General features: G+C 60.5%; 18 protein-coding genes. 6 read left to right on the forward strand and 12 right to left on the reverse strand.

What is annotated here, in order from left to right:
- Positions 1-1,046 precede the first annotated feature (1,046 nt).
- The 8 genes from VJX68_RS02530 to VJX68_RS02565 are packed head-to-tail and all read right to left on the reverse strand — an operon-like array spanning position 1,047 to position 9,057.
- A complete protein-coding gene (locus VJX68_RS02530; protein WP_324094070.1) occupies positions 1,047-2,306 on the reverse strand; it encodes a CaiB/BaiF CoA transferase family protein in 1,260 nt (419 codons plus the stop codon).
- Between the two features lie 52 nt (positions 2,307-2,358).
- Complete coding sequence (locus VJX68_RS02535; RefSeq protein ID WP_324094071.1) at positions 2,359-3,342, reverse strand: amidohydrolase family protein; 984 nt, start codon at positions 3,340-3,342, stop codon at positions 2,359-2,361.
- Between the two features lie 33 nt (positions 3,343-3,375).
- Positions 3,376-3,867: an aromatic-ring-hydroxylating dioxygenase subunit beta gene (locus VJX68_RS02540; RefSeq protein WP_324094072.1), complete on the reverse strand. Its 492-nt coding sequence runs from the start codon at positions 3,865-3,867 to the stop codon at positions 3,376-3,378.
- A complete protein-coding gene (locus tag VJX68_RS02545; RefSeq protein WP_324094073.1) occupies positions 3,864-5,156 on the reverse strand; it encodes an aromatic ring-hydroxylating oxygenase subunit alpha in 1,293 nt (430 codons plus the stop codon). The genes VJX68_RS02540 and VJX68_RS02545 overlap by 4 nt, the downstream gene beginning before the upstream one ends.
- Before the next feature lie 35 nt (positions 5,157-5,191).
- Positions 5,192-6,004 (reverse strand): SDR family NAD(P)-dependent oxidoreductase, encoded by an 813-nt coding sequence (locus VJX68_RS02550; protein WP_324094074.1) that lies wholly within the window; start codon positions 6,002-6,004, stop codon positions 5,192-5,194.
- A gap of 4 nt (positions 6,005-6,008) precedes the next feature.
- Positions 6,009-7,052, reverse strand: a complete 1,044-nt coding sequence (locus VJX68_RS02555; protein WP_324094075.1) for a class III extradiol ring-cleavage dioxygenase family protein — start codon at positions 7,050-7,052, stop codon at positions 6,009-6,011.
- A gap of 24 nt (positions 7,053-7,076) precedes the next feature.
- A complete protein-coding gene (locus VJX68_RS02560; protein WP_324094076.1) occupies positions 7,077-8,264 on the reverse strand; it encodes a CaiB/BaiF CoA transferase family protein in 1,188 nt (395 codons plus the stop codon).
- The gene (locus VJX68_RS02565; RefSeq protein ID WP_324094077.1) at positions 8,257-9,057 is read right to left on the reverse strand and encodes a FadR/GntR family transcriptional regulator; all 801 of its coding nucleotides are present in this window, start codon (positions 9,055-9,057) and stop codon (positions 8,257-8,259) included. The genes VJX68_RS02560 and VJX68_RS02565 overlap by 8 nt, the downstream gene beginning before the upstream one ends.
- Positions 9,058-9,126: 69 nt before the next feature.
- Here VJX68_RS02565 and VJX68_RS02570 point away from each other — a divergent pair, with 69 nt between their 5' ends.
- From VJX68_RS02570 to VJX68_RS02580, 3 genes are all read left to right on the forward strand, one after another.
- Entirely contained in the window at positions 9,127-10,203 is a 1,077-nt protein-coding gene (locus VJX68_RS02570) for an acyl-CoA dehydrogenase family protein (protein WP_324094078.1), read from the forward strand.
- A 29-nt stretch (positions 10,204-10,232) separates the two neighbouring features.
- Positions 10,233-11,375: an acyl-CoA dehydrogenase family protein gene (locus tag VJX68_RS02575; protein ID WP_324094079.1), complete on the forward strand. Its 1,143-nt coding sequence runs from the start codon at positions 10,233-10,235 to the stop codon at positions 11,373-11,375.
- A 196-nt stretch (positions 11,376-11,571) separates the two neighbouring features.
- The gene (locus VJX68_RS02580) at positions 11,572-12,075 is read left to right on the forward strand and encodes a DUF992 domain-containing protein (RefSeq protein ID WP_324094080.1); all 504 of its coding nucleotides are present in this window, start codon (positions 11,572-11,574) and stop codon (positions 12,073-12,075) included.
- Positions 12,076-12,115: 40 nt separating this feature from the next.
- On the opposite strand, the gene VJX68_RS02585 is transcribed toward VJX68_RS02580, so the two are convergent.
- Positions 12,116-13,051, reverse strand: coding sequence for a patatin-like phospholipase family protein (locus VJX68_RS02585; RefSeq protein ID WP_324094082.1), 936 nt, complete (start codon positions 13,049-13,051; stop codon positions 12,116-12,118).
- A 289-nt stretch (positions 13,052-13,340) separates the two neighbouring features.
- On the opposite strand from VJX68_RS02585, the gene recQ reads away from it, so the two are divergent.
- On the forward strand, positions 13,341-15,209 hold the full coding sequence (gene recQ, locus VJX68_RS02590) for a DNA helicase RecQ (protein ID WP_324094083.1): 1,869 nt from the start codon (positions 13,341-13,343) through the stop codon (positions 15,207-15,209).
- Between the two features lie 126 nt (positions 15,210-15,335).
- The gene (locus VJX68_RS02595; RefSeq protein WP_324094084.1) at positions 15,336-16,553 is read left to right on the forward strand and encodes a hypothetical protein; all 1,218 of its coding nucleotides are present in this window, start codon (positions 15,336-15,338) and stop codon (positions 16,551-16,553) included.
- Positions 16,554-16,564: 11 nt separating this feature from the next.
- Here VJX68_RS02595 and sthA read toward each other — a convergent pair whose 3' ends face one another.
- The 3 genes from sthA to VJX68_RS02610 all read right to left on the reverse strand — a co-directional run bounded on the left by sthA (position 16,565) and on the right by VJX68_RS02610 (position 19,215).
- A complete protein-coding gene (gene sthA, locus VJX68_RS02600; RefSeq protein ID WP_324094085.1) occupies positions 16,565-17,758 on the reverse strand; it encodes a Si-specific NAD(P)(+) transhydrogenase in 1,194 nt (397 codons plus the stop codon).
- A 102-nt stretch (positions 17,759-17,860) separates the two neighbouring features.
- Positions 17,861-18,286, reverse strand: a complete 426-nt coding sequence (locus VJX68_RS02605; RefSeq protein ID WP_324094086.1) for a universal stress protein — start codon at positions 18,284-18,286, stop codon at positions 17,861-17,863.
- Between the two features lie 173 nt (positions 18,287-18,459).
- The gene (locus tag VJX68_RS02610) at positions 18,460-19,215 is read right to left on the reverse strand and encodes an alpha/beta fold hydrolase (protein ID WP_324094087.1); all 756 of its coding nucleotides are present in this window, start codon (positions 19,213-19,215) and stop codon (positions 18,460-18,462) included.
- Between the two features lie 154 nt (positions 19,216-19,369).
- On the opposite strand from VJX68_RS02610, the gene VJX68_RS02615 reads away from it, so the two are divergent.
- Positions 19,370-20,755 carry a 4-hydroxyphenylacetate 3-hydroxylase N-terminal domain-containing protein gene (locus tag VJX68_RS02615; protein ID WP_324094088.1) on the forward strand — a complete coding sequence of 462 codons (1,386 nt, stop codon included), beginning with the start codon at positions 19,370-19,372 and terminating at the stop codon, positions 20,753-20,755.
- Positions 20,756-20,769 lie beyond the last annotated feature (14 nt).

Raw genomic sequence — 20,769 nt, forward strand, 5'->3', positions numbered from 1 at the left:
CATCCTCGGCCGGCAGCGTGCGCGAGCGCAGCCTATCCCGCAGCTCCCTGCGCTCACTCGGCGTCAAGCAAAACTCTCCTGCAAGCATGCCTCATGATACAAGAATCCGATACCAATGTCACCGTTACAGGCCACTAGTCGCTCTATTCTTTTGCCACTTTCTCCCCTATGCGACCGCAATTCTCGTGACTCTGGCGCTTATCCTAACCGAGTCGCGAACCGAGCTTCTGGGCCCTGTTTGTATTTGCTTCGCGCCATCGATGGTATTGACAGTCTGGTATGCGGTCGAGCGCGTGTCTCTTAATCTTGCCGGTCCTACGTGGACGTTTTGGACGCCGCATCAAATGGCGGGTCGCTGGATCGCCGCCTTTTCTCCCTATCCGGAGTTTCTTCCATGGCTAGCAATTAGCTCTCCAGGGATGAAGGTGTTTGCACTACTCAATCTGTTCGTGGCGATCACTTTGACATCAATAGTACCGCTTGCCGTAGTATTGTGGGTCAGGGGCTGCACCAGGAATCGCGGAGTGCTCGCTTGCGCGGTCTTCTGCGCGTTGGCTGTTATTGCTTCCGGGTACGAGTTTGAGGGAATGATTAGTCCAGGCGAGAGGTTTCTCTACCCCGCCGTGTGGCTCGGACTTAGTTGGCTTATCGGCGTTGGGGTACCCAGCGAGAGATCTATGCTCGGTCGGGGTCTGGCAGTTGTCGCGACGAGCCTATTGGCTTGCCAAATCCTGTACCTGCAGATCAATGTCGGAGCAGTGTCGAATGAACTAGCGGCGCTCTACACCAGGCTGCGATCGGCAAGGACCCAAACAGAATTTTGCGCGACCTATGACACCTATGTCCGACAGAGTTGGGATCAGCCGCATCGAAGGTGCCTGGATGTCCTTCTCACAAATCATGCCAGCGCTCTGCGTCTGCCATACTACCTCTACTTGGAGCGGAACGTAGAAGCGCCAATTTTTCAGACTGGAATTCTTAACTACACCGGTTCGGGCGACAATGAGGATCTTTGCAGTCCCCGGTGACCGGCGACGAGATGCCAGCTATGACGGATTGCTTTCGAGCGTCGGATCGCGAACCAGAATCCCCTCCGTATAGAGCTTGCGAATCTGCTCCGCCGGCATCTTAAGTAGTTCGCGCAGCACTCGCTCGTTGTCCTCGCCCAGTCTCGCGGAACGCACGTCTGTCTTGTCCGGCCACGCTGAGAACTTCACTGGAACTGCGGGTATCGCTACCGTGCCCAGCAGCGGATCCTTGACCCAGCGAACCGTCTTGCGCTCATTGAGATGCGGATGCTTTACGGCTTCGTTGACCGTTAGCACGGGAGCACACGGCACGCGTTCAGCATCCAGCGCGGCTATCGCTGCGTCGCGGCTCGGAAGTTTCGAGAGCCACTCCTCGATCACATCTCTAAGCTGTTCTTTGTTGTCGCGCCGCGCCCGCGCGTCTTTGAACCGTGGGTCGGTCGCCAACTCAGGCATCCCAAGCGCGCGCACGAACTGCGGCCACTGATGCGGCGTCGAAGTAATCTGAATGTATTGGTCACCACGGAAATGAAAAATGCCGGTGGTGCCGCCGTCGGGATGCAACGAACCGCTTCGCGTCGGATGGAACTTGTCGCCGCGGAGCGACACTATGGGCACGGTCTTCTCGTGCATATGGAAGTAGGTGTCCAGCAGCGACGCGTCGAGATACTGGCCTTCTCCCGTTCGCTCGCGATGCAACAGCGCGAAGCCGACAGCCATAGCGGCGGCGACGCCGGTCGAGACGTCACCGATTGCCATAGTAGTCAACGCCGGCGGACCGTCGACCTGCCCGATGCCGTCTGTAATGCCAGCATAGGCCTGTCCGATGAAATCATATCCGGCCTTGACCGAGAGCGGTCCGGTCTGCCCGGCCATCGAAATCGAACACATAATGATTTTCGGATTGACTGCCTTGACGTCCTTGTAAGCAAATCCCTGCCGGTCGATCACGCGCGGCGCGAAGTTCTCGACCACGACGTCGACCTGCGGAAGCATCGCCATCACGATCTTCCGCGCGCCGGGTTTTTTGAGATCGATCGCAAAGCTCAGTTTTGAGTGGTTATGCTGCATGTAGTAGGTGCTGTGACTCGACCCCTGGAATTCGGGCTTGAGCGACTTGAGACCGTCGGCGCGGACTCGATCGCCGAAGGGCGCGAGTTCGAGCTTGATAACTTCGGCGCCCATCTCGGCGAGTAGTCGAGTGCAGGTAGGTCCGGCGACGAACTGCGTGAAATCAAGGACCCGGTAGCCTTCCAGCATTTGCGGCTTGTTTGCCATTAGTCAGTCACCTCCGAGTCTCAATGCTACCGAGTCCTTTCACCGTCAATCGTCAAAGTCTTAGCAGTTGGCGCGCGTTGGTTCCAAATATTTTTTGTTCATCACCGGTCGCCAGGCCGAGCGCTTTGACTTCTTCCACCGGATGCGCAAGGCCAGCGGGCAAGGGGTAGTCAGTTCCAACCACGAATCTGTCCGCTCCGTAGGTCTTCACGAGATGGCCCAGCATTCCGCGACTGTGCGCGATTATATCGAAGTAGAATTGATTTGCGTAGCTTGACGGCGGCCGCGGAATTGCGCTGCGGCATTCCGGCACGAGCCTGTATCCCATGTCGAGTCGTCCCACCAGCGCCGGCAACGCGCCGCCAGCGTGATAGAGAACGACTCGCAGGTTCGGATGGTGCTCGAGCACCCCGCCGTAGATCAGCAGCGCCGCAGCCAGCCCGGTGTCGTAAAGATTGCCGACCAGGTTGCCGAGAAAATAGCGGGACAGCGCTCCAGCCGGCGCGGCTTCAAACGGATGAACGCAAACGACCATCCGCAGCGCCTCGGCTGCCTCCCAGAAGATCTCGAAATCGGGCTCGTCGAGCTGGCGTTCAACGACCTTCGGCGGAATCTCGACTCCACGAAGTCCCAGTTTCGCAGCGCGTTCAAGTTCCCTTGCCGCCGCGGCGGGATCCTGCATTGGGACGCTCGCCAACGGCACGAAGTGAGCGGGATCGCTCGCTCCCAGAGCCACCATCGCGTCATTATTGACTTGCGCTATCGCCAGTCCGGGCGCGGCATCCAAGTCCGGATACATCAGGAATGGTACGCACGATACCGCCTGTGCCGTGATGCTCTCGCGATCCATGTCCGCGATGCGCGCCTGAGCATCCGAGATCGGACCGTCGATCGGCCGCATCGCCTTTTCCTGGATCAGGAAAAACCGGCGGCCGTCACGCTCGACGATCTTAGTCGCGAAATGCTCTCCTTCGCGCGCCAGAAAATCGATTATCTCGGGCGCGATGAAGTGGTTGTGCATGTCGATGACGTCCATCGCGTTCTCCGACGTATTCGCGATCCGGGGTCGTTACAGGATGAAGCTGATCTTCCCGTGGGGGCGCAGTGCCTCGTTATCGAGGATAGCTCTTCTTTCCCGGATTCTGAGATCGTTGCCCACTCGCACCAGCTTGTAATCGTAGTGTCCTATATAGGTGTCCACGGACTCGTAGCGCATCCTATGCACGGCAAAGTTGGCGGTCGCGAGAATGTTATCGCCATCGGTTCCGATAACCCTCACATTGGCGATTATTCTCCGCGTGCGTGACCTGGGATTTTCCGACCACGCAGCCTTGCCGAGCAACTGCTTGACGCGTGATCGGATTCGCACCGCATCGTCGGCGATGATGAACAGCGTATTTCGCGAGTCACCTTCGGGAACGTCAGTTGGCGGGACTTCGTAGACCGCGTCTTCGGTGAGCAGCTCCATCCACTCGTCCAGCCGCCATTCGTCGAGCAGCGCCGCCTCCTTGTATAAGAGGTCCTCCACGTCCTGACGGCTAGGCAGTTCTATGCTACTCATGCCGCTTTCCTTGCGCGCTTTAGCTGGGGCTCCGTCATGAGTTGATTCCAGCGCCGCCAAAACGCGCGCATCTGCAGTTCGTCGGTGATCGAAGGATGCTCACGTTTCATCCCGCGCGATATGTCCGACCAGCCGACTTCACGATTGGCAAATCCGCGCTGACACGCCTCGAGCATCTCCACGTCGTCCGGCGTGGCGAATCCTCCCGGGCCGAGGAACGTCAGAAAGTTGTCGAGGCGCAGTGCGGAGTCCTCCGCGCTCTCGTCCGCCGGCGCCAGCGCCCACGCGTTTACCTCCATGTAGTCGGGCGAAACCGGATAGAAGGTGCGAACTGTGATCGCCATGATATCGTTGATCACAAGGTTCGGAAAAATGCCGAGGTTGCGGCTGGTCTCGCAAATGCGCCGCGACCGCTCCGGACCGAAGCGCTCGTCGAAGCGGCGCCGCACTTCCTCGAAGTGCGCCTTGCGATGCTCGCCGAACGGAGCGACCCAGTGCGCAATCGGCCTTCCCCACGCGCTCTGATATTCCACCACCGCGTGACCATTACCGAGATCGACCGCTTTCTGATACGACGGCGCCGCTACGTCGCGGCCTTTCATATCGACACCTATATCACTTAGAAAGCTGAAGTAGCGCTGATGCGTCGGCAGGCCGTGATAGCCGTCATAACTGTTCTCGACCAGCAGCTTCCAGTTAGCCCGCGCGCTATAGGATTGCTGCCCCGCGACAATCTTCATCCCTAGTTCGGACTGATCGGCGACTAGGTCTAAATATTCGCGCGCGCCTGCCAGGTAGTCATACAGGCTATCAGCGGCGGGATCGAAGCACGCGAAGACAAATCCGCGATAGTTATCCACCTGAGGCGGAGTAGCCAGGGCCATGTCGTCGCGCTTGAACGCGTCGCTATAGGAGTCCTCGCCCGGCACTCCCACCAGTTGACCGCGCGAGCTAAAGGTCCACGCGTGGTACGGACACTGGAAAGTCTTGGCATTTCCGGACTTCTGGCGGCATACCAGCGAGCCGCGATGAGTACACGTGTTGAGCAGCACGCGCACGACGCTGTCATCGCCGCGCACCAGGATCATCGGCCGGCCCGCGACATTTCGCGAACGATAATCGCCGGCGTGAGGAACTTCGGACTCGTGACCGATGTAGATCCAGCACTTGTCGAAGACCCGGCGCCGCTCCTCCGCCAGACATTCCGGATCGGTGAACGCCCGCCGATTCACGCGAAACAGTCCTTTGTCCTGATCATCTACGACGTAGCTCTCGGCTGACTTATCCATAGTGCTTCTCCTAAGTTCGATGGTCTCGCTCAGCGCTACTTGTCCGACGGATTCCACGCCCAGTAACGCGCGATCGCGCCCGCATCGACGCGAAGATCCGTCCCTGTGATCATCTCCGCGTCGTCCGACGCTAGAAATACCGCGGCCCTCCCGTAGTCGCTCGGACTCGGCAACTTGAGCATCGGCACGCCTTTTCGAAACGGCTCGAAGGCCTGCTTGAGTTGCTCGACGCTGCGTGCCGGACGACCCCACCGCGCGGCGCGTTCGATCGACTCCGACGGATCTGTCGCCGTCGGCGTCAGGCTGTTGACGCGGATGCTGTGCGCCACCAGTTCCATCGCCGCCGAGCGCGTGAAGTTCAGCAGACCGCTCTTGCCAGTGCAGTACGCAATGTTGTTCGGCTCGCCCTGATGACCCGCGGTCGAGATGATATTGATGATGCTGCCTTTGCGACGCTGTTCGATCATCGATTTGGCGACATGCTTGGTGAACAGGAACGCGCCGCCAAGAATTATCTCGAGCTGCCGCCGCCACTCCTCGAGCGGCATGTCGATCACGCCCTTCTTGTTGAAGATGGCGGCGTTGTTCACGAGTATGTCGATTCCGCCGAGGTGTTCGCGCGCCGCGACGACCGCCGCAATCACCTGTGACTCGTCGGTAACGTCGCAAGTTATGCCGACAGCACGGCCACCCGTGCTCTTGATGTAACGCGCGCAGTCCGCCGCGTTTTCCGCGCGCGCGTCGACGCACACCAGAGCGGTGCCCTCGGCCGCCAGACTTTCCGCGATTCCGCCGCCGATATTCGTGCTGGTCCCCGTAACCAGCGCCACTTTTCCACTTAGCTTCATCTAATCAGCGGGGCGGCGGCGCCATCAGGAAACACTTCGAGGAATTAAAAATCCACGTGTCGATGAATTCAGTCTCCGCCGGTTTGCGTTTCAATTCGGCGAGCACGCCTGCGATGCACATCCAGTTGAGGATTTCCTGCTGACCGCTCGCTTCGACTGACGACGCGGGATAGTTCCGCCACGCGTCGTAGTTGCCTGCGCGCAGCGCCTCGAACAGAGCGCGATCCGCGGGCGTGTCCGGATACAGAAAATTATTTTTCGCCGTGAGGAACGCGTGCGACCAGCCTGACGACGCCATCAGCGCCACCCGCCATGGACTGTCCGCAAAGATGCGCGCGGTCGCGGCGCCGAGATCGAACAGTCGTCGCGGCGTCGGCGCGGGCGGATCGAGCTGTGCTTCCGACGGCGGATTCTCGAACGCGGGTAGACCGCCGCGTTGCGCGATCACTCTGCGGCCGTAGCAATTTATCGCGAACGGAATGATCGGATACGGAAACCCTTTGCGATCGTAGTCGAGGTACAGCACTGCGTTGGCGAACGCGTGCCCCAGCGGATGATGCAGCGGCTTGTACGAGTACGCGGTGTCGAAACCAGCCTCGATCAAGCCACCCGCAAGATACTTCGCGGCCGCCACGTTGCCGAGCGAACGGAACTTCTTGTCGGGCGCATCATTCCACACGTTGTGCGCGGGCGGCGCGAACTCGAATGATTCGTGCGCGTAGATGCAATATGGCGGGATCACATCCTCGCGGAAATTTTCGTACTGGTCGTCGCCCCACACTACTATGAAATCTGGGCGAAACGCGTCGATTTGCGCGCGCGCCTTGCGCAGCGATTGCAGCAGCCGCTCGCGATGTACGTGCGCGGCGCTCGTGCCCTCGTCGTTGCCCCATTCCGCGCGCATCGCTTCCGGCCAGCCGTGGGTGCTTCTAAATTTTTCCGGCAGATGCGGGTTCTGGAGCATCCGCTTCAGAATCCACGACATCGTTTCGTCGCTGCCGGCAAGAGGCGGGTAGTGAGTTATTCCAACCGCAAGGATCTCACCCATTTTGCATGTTCTCCCGCCGGCTTGTCAGGCGCGGCTGCTATCGCCGTGAAGGATCCGTTTCTCGTATAGCGCGGCGATGCGATCCTCGGAATACCCCAGCACGCTCGAAAGTACCACCGCGTTGTCCGCGCCGAGCGCCGGCACATAGTTGCGAGCCTGCGCGTTGGCATTGCCAAACTTGAAGGCGGGATTCGGCACCTTGAGCGGCCCCGCGCCGTCGTTGATCACTTCGAAGCTGCCGCGCTGCGCGAGATGCGGATGCTCAAGGGCCTCGCGCACCGTGTAATACCGCGAGCATGGAACGCTGCCTTCGGTCAGTATCGCTTCACACTCTTCCATCGTTCGCGTCGACGCCCACTCATCGAGCATCGACATGAACCACGCCCAATTCGCAGCGCGGCCTTTTGCGGTCGCAAAACGAGGATCGTCCATCCATTCGGGATGCCCGACCGCGCGAGCCAGAGCCTCGTAGTTATTGGGCTTCACCGCCGCGATCATTATGAATCCGTCCTTCGCGCGAGTCGGCTGAAACGTATTCGTCCGCTTCATCGGCGGAAGCTGCGCTTCCTGGAACTCGTAGATAAGCATCCCGAGCAGACCGTCCATCATCGCCAGATCGATGCAATCGCCGCGTCCGCTGCGCTCACGCGCGAGCAGCGCGGACTGAATCGCGCCGAATGCGTACGTCCCGCCCAGCACATCGCCCACGTAGATGCCGGTGTTGAGTGGTCGCTCGAGGCCGTTCTGGTACGAGAGATTGACGAGGTCGAAGCCGCTTGCCGCGTGAAGCATTGGCGCGTAAGCGCTGCGCGTCGCCCACGGACCGCTTTGGCCAAAGCCCGAGATCGAGCAGTACACGATTCGTGGATTCATCGGCGCGAGCGGCGCGTAGTCGAGCCCCAGCCGCTGCATCACGCCCGGCCGCGAATTTTCGACGACCACGTCCGACTTCGCCGCGAGCTGCTGCACCAACTCGATGGCCCCGCGTTGGCGCAGATCGATCGCGAGGCTTTTCTTGCCGCAATTCAGATGAGCGAAGTACGCGCTCTTGCCGGCGCGAATCGGCGGCTGCGTCCGGATGAAGTCGCCCTCGGGCGGTTCGATCTTGATCACTTCGGCGCCGAGATCCGCGAGCAGCCGCGTGCAATACGGCCCCGATACGATCGTCGTGAAGTCGAGCACGCGCACGCCGCTCAGGATGTCGTCATTCACCGGCGGCCTCGGCGCGGTCCTTCTCTTTCATCAGCGACAGATAGTGCCTATTCAGGCGCTCGAGATGCTGCTCCATCTCATTTACGGCGCTGTCGGCATCACCTGCTTCAAAGTGCTTCATGAATCGCCGGCGCGACGGAATCACCCACGGATTTCGCTTTTGCCCGATCGCCCGGATGAAGTGCTGCATCACGTCGATCAACGCGTCCATCACGATCACCATCACCGGATTCTTGGTCGCGCGCGCAAGGATGCGGTGGAACTCGAGATGAATCGCAGCCTGATCGTAAAAGTAGATCTTGTCGCGAACTGCCCGCTCCGCCAAGGCGATGTTCGCGTTGAGCGCCTCAATGTCCTCGGGCGTCGCGCGCTGGCACGCGGTGCGCACCGCGCTAGATTCGATCATCACCCGCGCCTCGGTCAGATGCTCGGGCTGAATCGCGCCGAGGTGGAACATGTCGCGCAGCCCGGTGATTATCGCGTCGCCCGTGCTCTCCCGCACGAACGCGCCGCCGGTCGCGCCCTTCTGCAGCCGCAGCAGCCCCGCATTTTCGAGCGAGCGCAGCGCCTCGCGCAGCGTATTGCGCGACACCCCGAACTGCTCCGCCAGGGCGCGTTCCGGCGGCAGCCGATCGCCCACTCGCAGCCGGCGATCGGAAAGTTCTCTGCGGATTTGATCGGCGATCTCGTCGAACGCGCGCAGGTTGCGGATGCGGCTGAATTCCACGCGGCGCGGCGTCGCCACGCGCACCGGCTTTTTCCGCTTGACATTCGTATCGCCCATATGTTCCATTGGTTCAACCATTGGTATCCTGAACGCAAGACATCGAAATGTCAAGCACGGAATTGGAGGAAAAGCGCAGTGATCTCTTTTCAACTGACCGAGGAGCAAAAACTCGCACAGTCGATGGTGCAGGAGCTGGCAATCTCGCAGCTACGGCCGGCGGCGCGCGGCGCCGACGATCGCGAGGCGATCCCCTCATCGATTCTCGACGAGATCTGGGCAACCGGAATCATCCAGTCGCAAGGTGAGTCTGGCAGTTATTCACCCACCCTGAACGCGTTGCTGCTCGAGGAACTTGCCGTGGCGGACGCCGCATTCGCGATCGCCGCCGCGGCGCCGATCGGATTTCTCGGCGCAGTCGCAACGCAAGGTTCGCCCGCGCAAAAGAAAAATCTGCTGCCGCTGTTCGCGGGCGACAAGTATCGATGCGCGGGCGTCGCGATCATGGAGCCTGACTTCGCCTTTGATGTTTCGTCGATTCGCACCAGCGCAATCAAGACGCGCGACGGCTATCGCCTCTCAGGCCTGAAGGGACTGGTTCCGCTCGCGGGTAGTTGCAGTCACTTCATTGTCGTCGCGCAATGTGACGGCGCCGCGGACGCGTTCATCGTTGACAGGAACACGCGGGGCGTGACGGTTGGCGAGAAGAAACCGAATATTGGTCTGCGCGCGCTCGAGATGGCCACCGTCAGTTTCAAGGATGTTGAATTGAGCTCCAGCGCTCGCCTCGGCGAGAACGCGGGATGCGACGCTCAGCGCATCGTCGACTCGGCGCGTACCGCGCTGTCCGCGATCATGACCGGCACAAGCCGGGCCGTGATGGAATTCGTGATGCCCTACACGAAGGAGCGCGTGGTTCATGGCGATGCACTCGCGAAGAAGCAGACGATCGCATTCCGTCTCGCCGACATGCGGATCGAAACTGACGCGATGCGCTGGATGACGTGGAAGGCCGCGTCGATTATCGAGCAGGGCGGCAACGCTACCAGGCAGGCGCACCTCGCGTACACCTACTGCGGCGAGAATGCGATGTGGATTGCCGATGAAGGCGTCCAGATGCTCGGCGGCCACGGCTACCTGCGCGATAACCCGGTCGAGATGTGGTATCGCGACACGCGCACGGTGTCGGTGCTGGAAGGCGCGGTCGGCGTTTAGGGTTCGACCATCACAACGAGGAAAACGCAATGATAGATTTTCAACTCACTGCGGCGGACGAGAAAGTTCTTAGCAGCGCGCACGAGCAGGCGATCATTGGCCGGCGTTATGCGCGCTACTACGACAAGCACGAAGACGAACTCGAGCCGGCGGAATTTCCCGAAGCGAAAGATCTGCCCAACCCGATCACGCTGGCCGAGGAAGGCCTTAGCGGCAGCAGCGGAACGCGGATTCTGCATTCGCTGGTCATGCTGGAAATTTATTGGGGCGGGATCGCGCTGCATCGCAGCAAGTGGGGACTCGGCAACACCGTCCTCAAGACAGTCGCGACTCCCGAGCAATTCGAAAAGTGGAAGAATCACACCATAGCGATCGCGATTACCGAGCCGGGCGCCGGCTCGGACCCGGCGAACATTCGCACGACCGCGACTTTCGATCGCGAGACCGGCGAATGGATTCTCAACGGCGAGAAAATTTTCATCTCGCAGGCCCAATCGGGTGACGCGGCGATGGTGCTGTCGCGATTCATCGCGCCGGACGGGAGCCGCGGCATGACGACGTTCATCGTCGAGAAGGGCACGCCGGGATTCACCGTCGGTCCGCAGCTCAGGAAGCTCGGCATCCGCTCGCACGACACCTGCAACCTGCTGTTCGAGAATTGCCGGATCCCGGAATTCAACCACATCAAGGGCGATTTCAAGTCCACGATGTCGGTGTTTAACGACTCGCGGCCGATGGTTGGCGCGATGGCGTTGGGTGTGGCGCGCGCGGCGCTGGATTTCACGCGCGAAAAGCTGGCAGAGCGCGGAATCAAAGTCAGCTACCGCGGCGGGATGCGAAGCCGCTCGGCCGTCGTCGATCGTTTCATCAGGCTGGAAGCCATTTACGAAGCCGCGTTGTTGACGGTGCTGCGCTCCAAATGGCTCGAGCAGCAAGCGGTCCCGCCAAAAGTGGAAGCCTCGATCGCGAAAGCGGCGGGCGGTAAGGCGGCACGAAAGATCACCCAAGGATGCATCGACTTGCTCGGCCCGGAAGCGCTTTCGGAAGACCATCCGCTGGATCGATGCTTCAGAGACGGCCGCATCTTCGACATCTACGAAGGCGCCGGCGAAATCCAGCGCCTGATAATCGCGCGCTCGATCCTCGGCTACACCGGCCGCGATCTGAGGTAGCCGCGCCTAAATCAAAATCCGGGACGCGTAGTCGGCGTCCAGAACGGTCGAGGCGGTTCTTTGTGGACCAAAATCGGGGCGTTAGGTTTGCAGGTAGAGTTGAAATCGGAGAGGTAAAGCGAAAAAATCCTTGGTTGTTGTTCTTCGCAAACGGCGATTGTTGATCTTTTGCTACCTAGCCTTCAGGAGAGAAGAAATGAAACCAGGACTTCGTATCGCGCTTGTTGCTACCAGTATTCTCCTTTTGAGTTGTTGGTCATTACCGGCACGCGCCGCTGGTTACACTGTCAAGACGGGATATCTCACTTGCCACGAGGCTTCGGGATGGGGGTTCGTATTCGGATCTTCGCGCGAACTCAAATGCTCATACTCGAACAACGGCGGAAGAGTCGAATACTACAGTGGAAGCATCTCGAAGTTCGGCGCTGATATCGGCTACCTCCAGTCATCGGTGATCTTGTGGGCGGTCGCCGCGACGACCAAGGATCTCAAGCCCGGGGCGTTAGCCGGCCACTACGGGGGCGCGAGCGCGAGCCTCACGCTTGGTGTCGGTGCGGGCGCGAACGTGCTGGTCGGGGGCTTTGATCAGTCGATCGCGCTTCAGCCGGTATCCGTCGAGGGGCAGAACGGACTGAATGTCGCGGCCGGAGTCGGGGAGATCACTCTCAAGTACCGCGGCGAGAAACCGCCGAGAGAATAGTCCCGTCGACGCGCGACCTGCGGGTAGCCGCGGTCGCGCGTCACCATCCGGAGGCGTTGAGCCATGCGACGGTGCTGGCGAGATCGAATGAATTTGCCAGGTCCATCAGGTCCACGATCTTGCTGACATCGTCCATCGCGAATGACTTTCCGGCTGGAAAAATGGGTTCGACGCGGCAATAGCGATTGCCGAGTAGTTGCCGGCATTCGAAATCGGCCACCCCTACGCTGCCGTCCATCATCACGTTGAGTATGGGCTTGATCCATTGCGCGTCGCCCCAATCGTGGTCCAGTCCGTCGATGTATTGCAGCGACGCGCCCGTACCAACGGACAGCAGCTTGATTTCGTTCGGAGTCGCGCGTTCGCTCGCTTGATTGCGGCCGTCCATCGCCTGCGCAATCGCGGCCATGCTCGGGTTGTTGGCGATCACGCCGCCATCGATGAATACGCCGTACGAGGGGAAGTAGGTCGGCGCGGCGCTGGTGGACATCGCGACGTCGACTACCATGGACTCGCCGTCGCTGTCGGCACCGGTGAAGTTGTGGAAGAACTTTGGATTCCAGGTGCGGAGAGCCGCGGGCGTGTTGTCCAACTGGAACGATGGAATCAGAACGCGTGGCTTTAAGTCTTTGAGTTTCTGAGCGCCGAAAGTATCCAGCAGAATCTGCTTGAGCTTCTCGTTGTCGTACTTCGAACCGCTGATGCCACCGATCTCGACCACGTTGTGCAACCACGACGAATCAAAGATCAACTTGCCGTCCGTCACATAGAGGTCGCGAATCTGCGCGGGGGTCATACCGGCGGCGAGACCGAGAGCGAGGATTCCGCCCGTCGAGGTACCGGCAAACATCGTGACTGTGCCGGGGCGATCCTGCAGCAGGGCCGGATACGCGCCTGAAAGCCGATTCAGCAGAACCGCCGACAGCACTCCGCGGATTCCACCGCCATCGCAGGACAGGATTCGAAAGTTGGCCATGCGACGTCACCTCCCAAAGGGTCCCGCATCGCGTTCACGTGACTGGAAGTTTAACCGCAATTCATCACACCGGGTCAACCAGAATGTAACTTTACAATACCGTTCGTTAAGTGACGGCCGCGGATTCCAGTCCCCGTTGGCGGTTCCAGAAGGCGCCAGCAACAGTTTCATCGTTTTTGTGCCTGGCGGCACTGGTGCTGGCGCGAATCCTGGCGCGGCTGGTTTTCTCAGCGACGGGGATATTGTTACTAATGATGCCGGAACGGCTTGATATGGTGGCGAGAGAACGATGAAGAGCCTCGATGAGGCGGTGGTCGAGGCGGGGGACGCTGCGGGCGGCGCGGGTGGGCGCGCATCTGACGAAGTCCTTGCTGTTTTGCGGCGGTTCTGGGGCTTTGAGGGTTTGCGGCCGCTGCAGTTGGAGGCGATCCAGGCGGAACTCGAGCGGCGCGACTCTTTAGTCGTGATGCCGACCGGGGGCGGAAAGTCGCTGTGCTACCAGGTGCCGCCCGCAGTCGCTGGACGCACTGACGTCGTGGTGTCGCCGCTTATCGCGCTGATGAAGGACCAGGTCGATGCGCTGCGCGAATCGGGCTATCCCGCGGCGGCGATTCATAGCGGGATTGATCTGGCAGAAATTCGCCAAGTCGAGCGCGAGATCGCGAACGGTCGCCATCATCTTATATTCGTCGCGCCGGAGCGCTTGCTGACGCCGCGATTTCTCGAGCTTGCGGCGCGCCTGAACGTTTCCAGCTTCGCCATCGATGAGGCGCACTGCATCAGCCAATGGGGGCACGATTTCCGGCCCGAGTATCGCAAGCTCGCGGAGCTGAAGACTCGCTTTCCGAGCGCGAGCATCCACGCCTACACGGCGACCGCGACCGAGCGCGTGCGCGGCGACATCATCGAGCAGCTCGGGCTGCGAGACCCGGCGGTGCTCGTCGGATCGTTCGATCGCGCGAATCTTCTCTACCGCGTGCGGCCGAAGCTGGATGTGAACGCGCAAATCGGGGAGACGATCCGGCTGCACAAAGGTGAGGCGTCGATCGTGTACAGCATCAGCCGCAATGACACCGAGCGGATCGCCGCGTACCTGGCGTCCGAGGGCGTCCGCGCGGCTGCCTATCATGCAGGGATGGAAGCGGATGAGCGCCGCTCCACGCAAGATCGCTTCGCCGCCGAGGAAATCGACGTGGTGGTGGCGACGGTTGCGTTCGGCATGGGAATCGACCGCAGCGACGTTCGTTGTGTGATCCACGCGGCGATTCCGAAATCGATCGAGGCCTACCAGCAAGAGACGGGCCGCGCCGGTCGCGACGGCTTGCCTGCGGAATGCGTGCTCTTCTACTCGGCGGCCGACGTGATTCGCTGGCAGAATCTGATGGAACGGAGCGCGGAGGAAAAGGCGGCTCCGCCTGAAGTTGTGGAGAGCGGCAACCATCTGCTCGAGGAGATGCGCCGCTTCGCGACGGTCGTTCGATGCCGTCATGCGGCGCTGTCGGCCTACTTCGGCGAAATTTACCAGGGAGCGAACTGCGGCGCGTGCGACTTTTGCCTGGGCGAGGTCGAGGGCGTGGCCGATTCGACAGTGCTCGCGCAGAAGGTGCTGTCGTGCGTCGCGCGCGTCGAGCAGCGCTTCGGCGTGGAGCACGTCGTGGACGTGCTGAGCGGCGCGAGCAGCGAACGCGTGCGTCGATTGGGCCATGAAAAACTTTCCACCTATGGCATCCTGAAAGATGTGCCGCGCAAGACCTTGACCAACCTGGTCTATCAGTTGGTCGATGCCGGCCTGCTGGAGCGCACACCCGGCGATCGCCCAACCCTGAAGCTGAACACGATGTCGTGGGAAGTGATGCGCGGGGGACGCGCGGTCACCCTGCTGCAGGCCAAGGAGTCCAAGTCGAAAAGGACGCGGATGGAAGAAGCCTCGTGGCGCGATGTGGACGAGGCGCTGTTCGAGAGTCTGCGCAAATTGCGCCGCGAAATAGCTGCCGAGCGCGGGATGCCCGCCTATGTGATCCTCCACGACGCCACGCTGCGCGAACTTGCCAGCGTCCGGCCCACGACATTGGAGGCGCTGCGTTACATACGCGGTATCGGCGAAAAGAAGCGAATCGACTTTGGCGAGCGCGTAATCGAGTGCATTAGGTCTCACTAGTGAGGCACGCTTCTACTCTTGGCTCGAAGTCCTCACGGGACCATACTAAAAGTCAGATTCGGCTACAGTCCGCAGAGTGGGGGAAGGCAACGAATACTGTTCGGACAGCCTCGGGGGACCATACTCATGAGACACCGCATTGCCGCAGTTGCGCTCGTCGTCTCGCTAATTTCATGGAACGCTCCAGCGCTGGCCCAAAGCGGCACATGCAGCGGGATGGCCGCGGGACAACTCACGAGTCTGAACGGGTTTGTGCCCTTCGAGGCGAGCAGCCTTTGGAACACGGATATATCCAGCGCGCCATTGGACTCGAATTCCGCCAACATCATCGACTACATCGGGTCAGCGGTGAGCCTGCATCCCGATTTCGGCTCCGGCACCTACGCAGGCCAATCGATCGGCATACCGTACCAGATCGTAGCCGGCACGCAGGCCAAGGTGACCATCAACCTGGGCGCATACGCGGATGAGAGCGATCCCGGCCCTATGCCGATTCCGTCGAACGCGTTGATCGAGGGCTACCCGAGCCCCGGCAGCGGCGATCGCCATGTGTTGGTGCTCGATAAGGACGGCTGCTGGCTGTATGAGTTCTATCACGCGTACCACCAGAAGAACGGGAGCTGGAACGCCGACTCGACCGCCATCTGGGACATGACGATCGAACCGCAGCGTCCTTATACCTGGACCTCGGCCGATGCGGCGGGACTGCCGATCTTCACGGGACTGGTGCGGTACGATGAGGTCGCGGCGGGCGCTATCAACCACGCGATTCGCTTCACGGTGCCGGTGACACAGCAGGCTTTCACGCCGCCCGCGTCGCATTGGGCCTCGTCAGTTACGGATCCTGACGCCCCGCCGATGGGAGCGCGGCTCCGGCTGAAGGCCAGTTTGGACATCTCGGGGTTTTCGCCGCAGAACCAGGTGATCCTGACGGCGCTTCAGAAGTACGGGATGATACTCGCGGACAATGGGAGTGCTATCTATCTCAGCGGTGCGCCGGATAGCCGCTGGAACAACTCCGATCTGCATCTGCTCGGAGCTGTCGCTGCTGCGGACTTCGACGTTGTGTCGACGGGACCAGTCTATACGAACTCCGATGTGCCAACTGGCGCGAGTCCTATGGTCAGTGCCTTCACGGCGAATCCCACCCATGTCGCAAAGGGGAAGGCTGTCACGCTCAATTGGACAACCAGCGAGGCGATCTACAACGTAATCTCACCAGTGGTTGGACCGGTGCGCGGGAACTCAATAACAGTTCATCCCAAAGTGACCACAACCTACACGTTGTACTCGACAAACCAGTACGGACGAACGACGGCTTGCGTAAAAGTCTCGGTTCCTTGACCCAAGCCAGCTCAGGCGCTGAGGCGGTTGATACCGTCGAGCGCCGCGTTCTTGTAGCACTCTGCGAGGGTAGGATAGTTGAAAACCGTATTCACGAAGTAGTCGATAGTGCCCTTGAGCGATATCACGGCCTGGCCTATGTGAACCAGCTCGACCGCGCCGTCGCCGATGATGTGGACGCCGAGCAATTCGCGCGTCTCCCGATGAAACAGCAGTTTCAGGACTCCGGTGTTGTCGCCTAGGATGTGGCCGCGCGCGACTTCGCGGTAGGAAGCCTTGCCGATTTCGTATGGCACGCCTTTGTTGGTTAGGCTTTCTTCGGTGGCGCCGACGAACGAGATTTCGGGAATCGTGTAGATCCCATAGGGGAACAATTCCGGCGCGTGGTGCGCGGGAACCTTGAACGCGCGGCACACGGCGATTCTGCCCTGTTCTTTCGAAGTGGACGCGAGGCTCGGAAATCCGACGACGTCGCCGACTGCGTAGATGCGCTCGACCGCGGTCTGGTAGTCGGTGTTGGTTTTCAGACGGCCGCGCGCGTCGGTTGCGAGGCCCACGGCGCCCAGGTTCAGCTCGCCGGTCGCGCCGTTGCGGCCCGTGCTCGACAAAGCTTTGTCGGTGACGATCTGTTTTCCGCTTGCCAGGCAGGTACGCACATGGTTTTGGCCGCCTTCGCGGAAGACCTCGATGGACGAAACTTCTTCGCCGAGCCGCAACGTCACGCGCCGTTCGCGCAAGTGGTAAACCAGGCTTTCGACTATTTCCGCGTCGACGAAGTCCAGCAGCCGCGGGCGCATGTCGATAAGCGTCACGCGCACGCCCAACGCCGCAAACATGCTGGCGTACTCGCAGCCGATCACGCCCGCGCCGATCACCGCGAGCGTGCGCGGGAGCTCGTCGAGCTGCATGATATCGTCGCTGGAGAATATGCAAGTGCCATCGAGCGGAGTGCGCGCGTCGCGGGCAGCCTGAGTCCCAACAGCAAGCACGATTTTGGCGGCGAAAATCCGCCTTTGCAGGCCACTCAGTTTGTCTTCGAGATGGAGCACGTGCGGCTCGACAAAGCTCGCGCGCGCGGTGGTCAGCTCGACGCCGTTGCGCAGGAGCTGATGGCGCAATACGTCGATCTCGTGACGCACGACCGGATCTACGCGGGCCAGCAGATCCGGCGGGACCGGAGCCGACGACAGCGAGATCGAAATCAAACTCAGGCATCGCGATAATTTTTGCTCTTTGTACGACCTGACGAGAGGACCGTCACTCGCGCACGAGCCAGGTGTTGCAAGCGAACGTCGAAGCTATTGCGCTTAACGGACAGCCAGGACCGGACACGGAGCGTTGCGCAACACTTTCTCGGCGATGCTGCCTTCTATGAGCCGCGCCAGCCCGCGCCGGCCATGAGTTACCATCACGATCAGGTCGGCCGGCAGCTTCTTTGCAACCTCGTCGATAACGTGCGCAGGCTCGCCCAACCGGTCGAGAATCTTCCATTTTACATCCGCCAGATGCTGCTTCGCGATCGCGGTCAGCTTTTCACGATCGAGGCTTTCCTGGCGCTTGATGAGGTTCACGTAATCGGGCATTCCGCTCACATCCATGTCAACCGGGACGATGTGCAAGACGAAGACCGTGGCGCCACTCTGTTTGGCAATCTTCGCGGCGAGCTCAAGGCCCTTCAGCGAGCTCGAGTCGAAGTCCACCGGAGCGAGGATTCGCTTAAACGGGAAAGCCATTTCATCTGCCTGGAGCATACCCATAGCACTTGGAACGCCTGGCGGAACAGTCAGAACAACAACTCGACAGCATGATCGCAGCGGGCAACGTGAGAATCCATGCCATCACTGGCGCTTTCTAGCGAGTTTTTCGCTGACCCATCACGTTTTGTTGCAGGAACGGTGTCTGGCGATCACTTCCGGCGATTCATGTCCAGCCACTTTTCGAGTTCTTCTATGAATTGTTTTTTGAAGATGCAGTTGAGATGGCCGGCGTCCTGAATTTCGATCACCTGCAAGTCATTGCGCACCTCCCGCAATGGGTCTACATACAACCTTCTCATCGGGTCATGATCGCCGACCAGGACTTCCACCGGAACCCTGATTGATTTCAACTCGTCCTCCGTCAACGCGAGCTCGCCCGCACCCCTGGCACTGACACTACGCATGTGCGTCCATACCTTTTGAAGAATGCCGCCTTCCTTCAACCATCCCATGCCACCAAGGGTCCCGGACAGAACTCGATCAGGATGCTCGGAGATGAGTTTAAGCGCGACCATGCCGCCCATCGAATAGCCGACAATGTGAGCCTTCTGAATTTCCAGATGGTCGAGTAACAGGATCACATCGTCGACCCACCGTAAGCCATAAGCCTCCGGCTCGACCGGCTTGTCTGATTGGCCGTAGCCTGGCAGGTCAAGAGCTATGACCTGATGATCCTTGGCGAGAGCGTCGATCGTTCCTGGCACTTCCCAGTTGATCCTTGCACTGGAATCCAGTCCGTGAATCAAGATCACCGGCTCGCCCGCTCCTTCAACCAGGTAGTGAATCTTGACGCCCTTCGCGTCGAAGAATTGTGACTCAGGCGCGGCGATCGAACTCGATTGGCAAATGAGTACCGACGCGAAGACGAGGACCGTAACCGGGGAGCGTCTTTGCCACCGCAACATCTTTAAGTGTCCGGGAAAAACGATTGTAGAGAGGTGACAGCTTCGGAGATCGTGTGTCAACACGAAGCGGGACCTGTCGGTTGCAGCGCTTGTAGAGCGGCGACGACTGCGCGAAACTTGGCGACTGCGCGAAACTCAAGGAGAGAAGACCGCGATGATGACGGGACAGCAATACAAGAAGTCGTTGGACGACAACCGCGAAACCTATTTCGAAGGCGAGCGCGTGCGCGACATCGTCACGCATCCCCTGCTTGGCGAATGCGTCTCGCGAATAGCGGAGGGTTACGACAAATTCTACTCGCCCGAGCCCGGGGCCGTCAGCCCGTTGATGAAAATTCCGCGCTCGGCGGCCGAGTTGCGCGACCGGATTCCGCTGCTGCTCGAATCCGACATCGTTGCCAACGTGACCTACCAGTCGATCATGACGCTGACTACCGCGGCCACGCGAATCGCGGACACGCTGCCGGAATATGCGGAGCGCATCCGCCACTACGTGCAGGCCGCACAGCGGCGCGACGTTCGCATCGTCGAATGCATCACGGACGCGAAAGGCGATCGCTCCCGTCCGCCCGGCAAGCAGGACGACCCGGATGCATACACGCATGTCGTGGAGCGGCGCGGCGATGGCGTCGTAATTCGCGGCGCCAAGTTGCACATCACGGGCGCGTCGATGGCGCATGACCTGATGGTGATCCCGACCAAGGCGATGAAGCCCGGCGAGGAGGCGTACGCGATCGGATGCGCGGTGCCGGTCAACTCGCCCGGGGTCAAAATCATCGATACGACTTTCGCGCCGCGCCATTCCGACACGCGCACGTTTCCGGTTTCGGCAAAGATACATATGGCGGAGGGATTCGTGATCCTCGACAACGTGTTCGTGCCGAACGAGCGAATCTTCCTCGACGGCGCCGTGCAGCAAGCCGCCGTGTTCGCTCACTCGCTCGGGCTCTGGGAGCGGCTGGGCGGGCTTGCGGGAATGGCGGAGGAGGGCGACCTGCTGGTCGGCTTCGCGCAGCTCGTCGCGGAGGCGAACGGACTGGCGGGTGAGGGGCATATCAAGGAGAAAATTTCCGAGATGCTGATTCACGCAACGTTGATTCGCGCCGCGCTCGAGGCTGCAATCGCGAATTGCCAGATCACCGAGCAAGGCGCTTTCCCCGACGAGCTCTACACGAATGCCGGCAAGTATCATGGCGCGGCGAACTACAACCTGATGGTGCGGCATCTGCACGACATCTCGGGCGGCTCGATCCTTACCGCGCCCGGCGTCGCCGATCTCGAAAACGAAGTGACCGGCCCGCTCGTCCGCAAGTACATGGCCACGAGCAAAGCGATCGACGGCGAGTATCGCGCGCGGCTGTTTCACGCAATACGCGATCTGACCGCCGACGCATATGGCGGATGGAAGGCCGTTACCAACGTGCAGGCCGGCGGCGGCCTCTACGCGCAGCGAATCGTCACGCGCAGGTACTACGATTTGAAGGGTGCGAAGCGAAAGGCGCTGAAGGTGGCCGGACTGAGCGAGGAAAACGTTGGCTGATTCATCGGCAGGCG

The organism is Binatus sp. (SeqCode) (assembly GCF_035272065.1).
Lineage (GTDB): Bacteria > Desulfobacterota > Binatia > Binatales > Binataceae > Binatus.

What these genes read in the sequence shown, in the direction of transcription:
- VJX68_RS02615 (WP_324094088.1), top strand. Translation starts at nt 19,370, where the DNA reads ATGATGACGGGACAGCAATACAAGAAGTCGTTGGACGACAACCGCGAA.
- recQ (WP_324094083.1), top strand. Translation starts at nt 13,341, where the DNA reads ATGAAGAGCCTCGATGAGGCGGTGGTCGAGGCGGGGGACGCTGCGGGC.
- VJX68_RS02530 (WP_324094070.1), bottom strand. Translation starts at nt 2,306, where the DNA reads ATGGCAAACAAGCCGCAAATGCTGGAAGGCTACCGGGTCCTTGATTTC.
- VJX68_RS02545 (WP_324094073.1), bottom strand. Translation starts at nt 5,156, where the DNA reads ATGGATAAGTCAGCCGAGAGCTACGTCGTAGATGATCAGGACAAAGGA.
- VJX68_RS02580 (WP_324094080.1), top strand. Translation starts at nt 11,572, where the DNA reads ATGAAACCAGGACTTCGTATCGCGCTTGTTGCTACCAGTATTCTCCTT.
- VJX68_RS02585 (WP_324094082.1), bottom strand. Translation starts at nt 13,051, where the DNA reads ATGGCCAACTTTCGAATCCTGTCCTGCGATGGCGGTGGAATCCGCGGA.
- VJX68_RS02565 (WP_324094077.1), bottom strand. Translation starts at nt 9,057, where the DNA reads ATGGAACATATGGGCGATACGAATGTCAAGCGGAAAAAGCCGGTGCGC.
- VJX68_RS02540 (WP_324094072.1), bottom strand. Translation starts at nt 3,867, where the DNA reads ATGAGTAGCATAGAACTGCCTAGCCGTCAGGACGTGGAGGACCTCTTA.
- VJX68_RS02605 (WP_324094086.1), bottom strand. Translation starts at nt 18,286, where the DNA reads ATGGCTTTCCCGTTTAAGCGAATCCTCGCTCCGGTGGACTTCGACTCG.
- VJX68_RS02575 (WP_324094079.1), top strand. Translation starts at nt 10,233, where the DNA reads ATGATAGATTTTCAACTCACTGCGGCGGACGAGAAAGTTCTTAGCAGC.
- VJX68_RS02610 (WP_324094087.1), bottom strand. Translation starts at nt 19,215, where the DNA reads ATGTTGCGGTGGCAAAGACGCTCCCCGGTTACGGTCCTCGTCTTCGCG.
- VJX68_RS02555 (WP_324094075.1), bottom strand. Translation starts at nt 7,052, where the DNA reads ATGGGTGAGATCCTTGCGGTTGGAATAACTCACTACCCGCCTCTTGCC.
- VJX68_RS02550 (WP_324094074.1), bottom strand. Translation starts at nt 6,004, where the DNA reads ATGAAGCTAAGTGGAAAAGTGGCGCTGGTTACGGGGACCAGCACGAAT.
- VJX68_RS02535 (WP_324094071.1), bottom strand. Translation starts at nt 3,342, where the DNA reads ATGGACGTCATCGACATGCACAACCACTTCATCGCGCCCGAGATAATC.
- VJX68_RS02595 (WP_324094084.1), top strand. Translation starts at nt 15,336, where the DNA reads ATGAGACACCGCATTGCCGCAGTTGCGCTCGTCGTCTCGCTAATTTCA.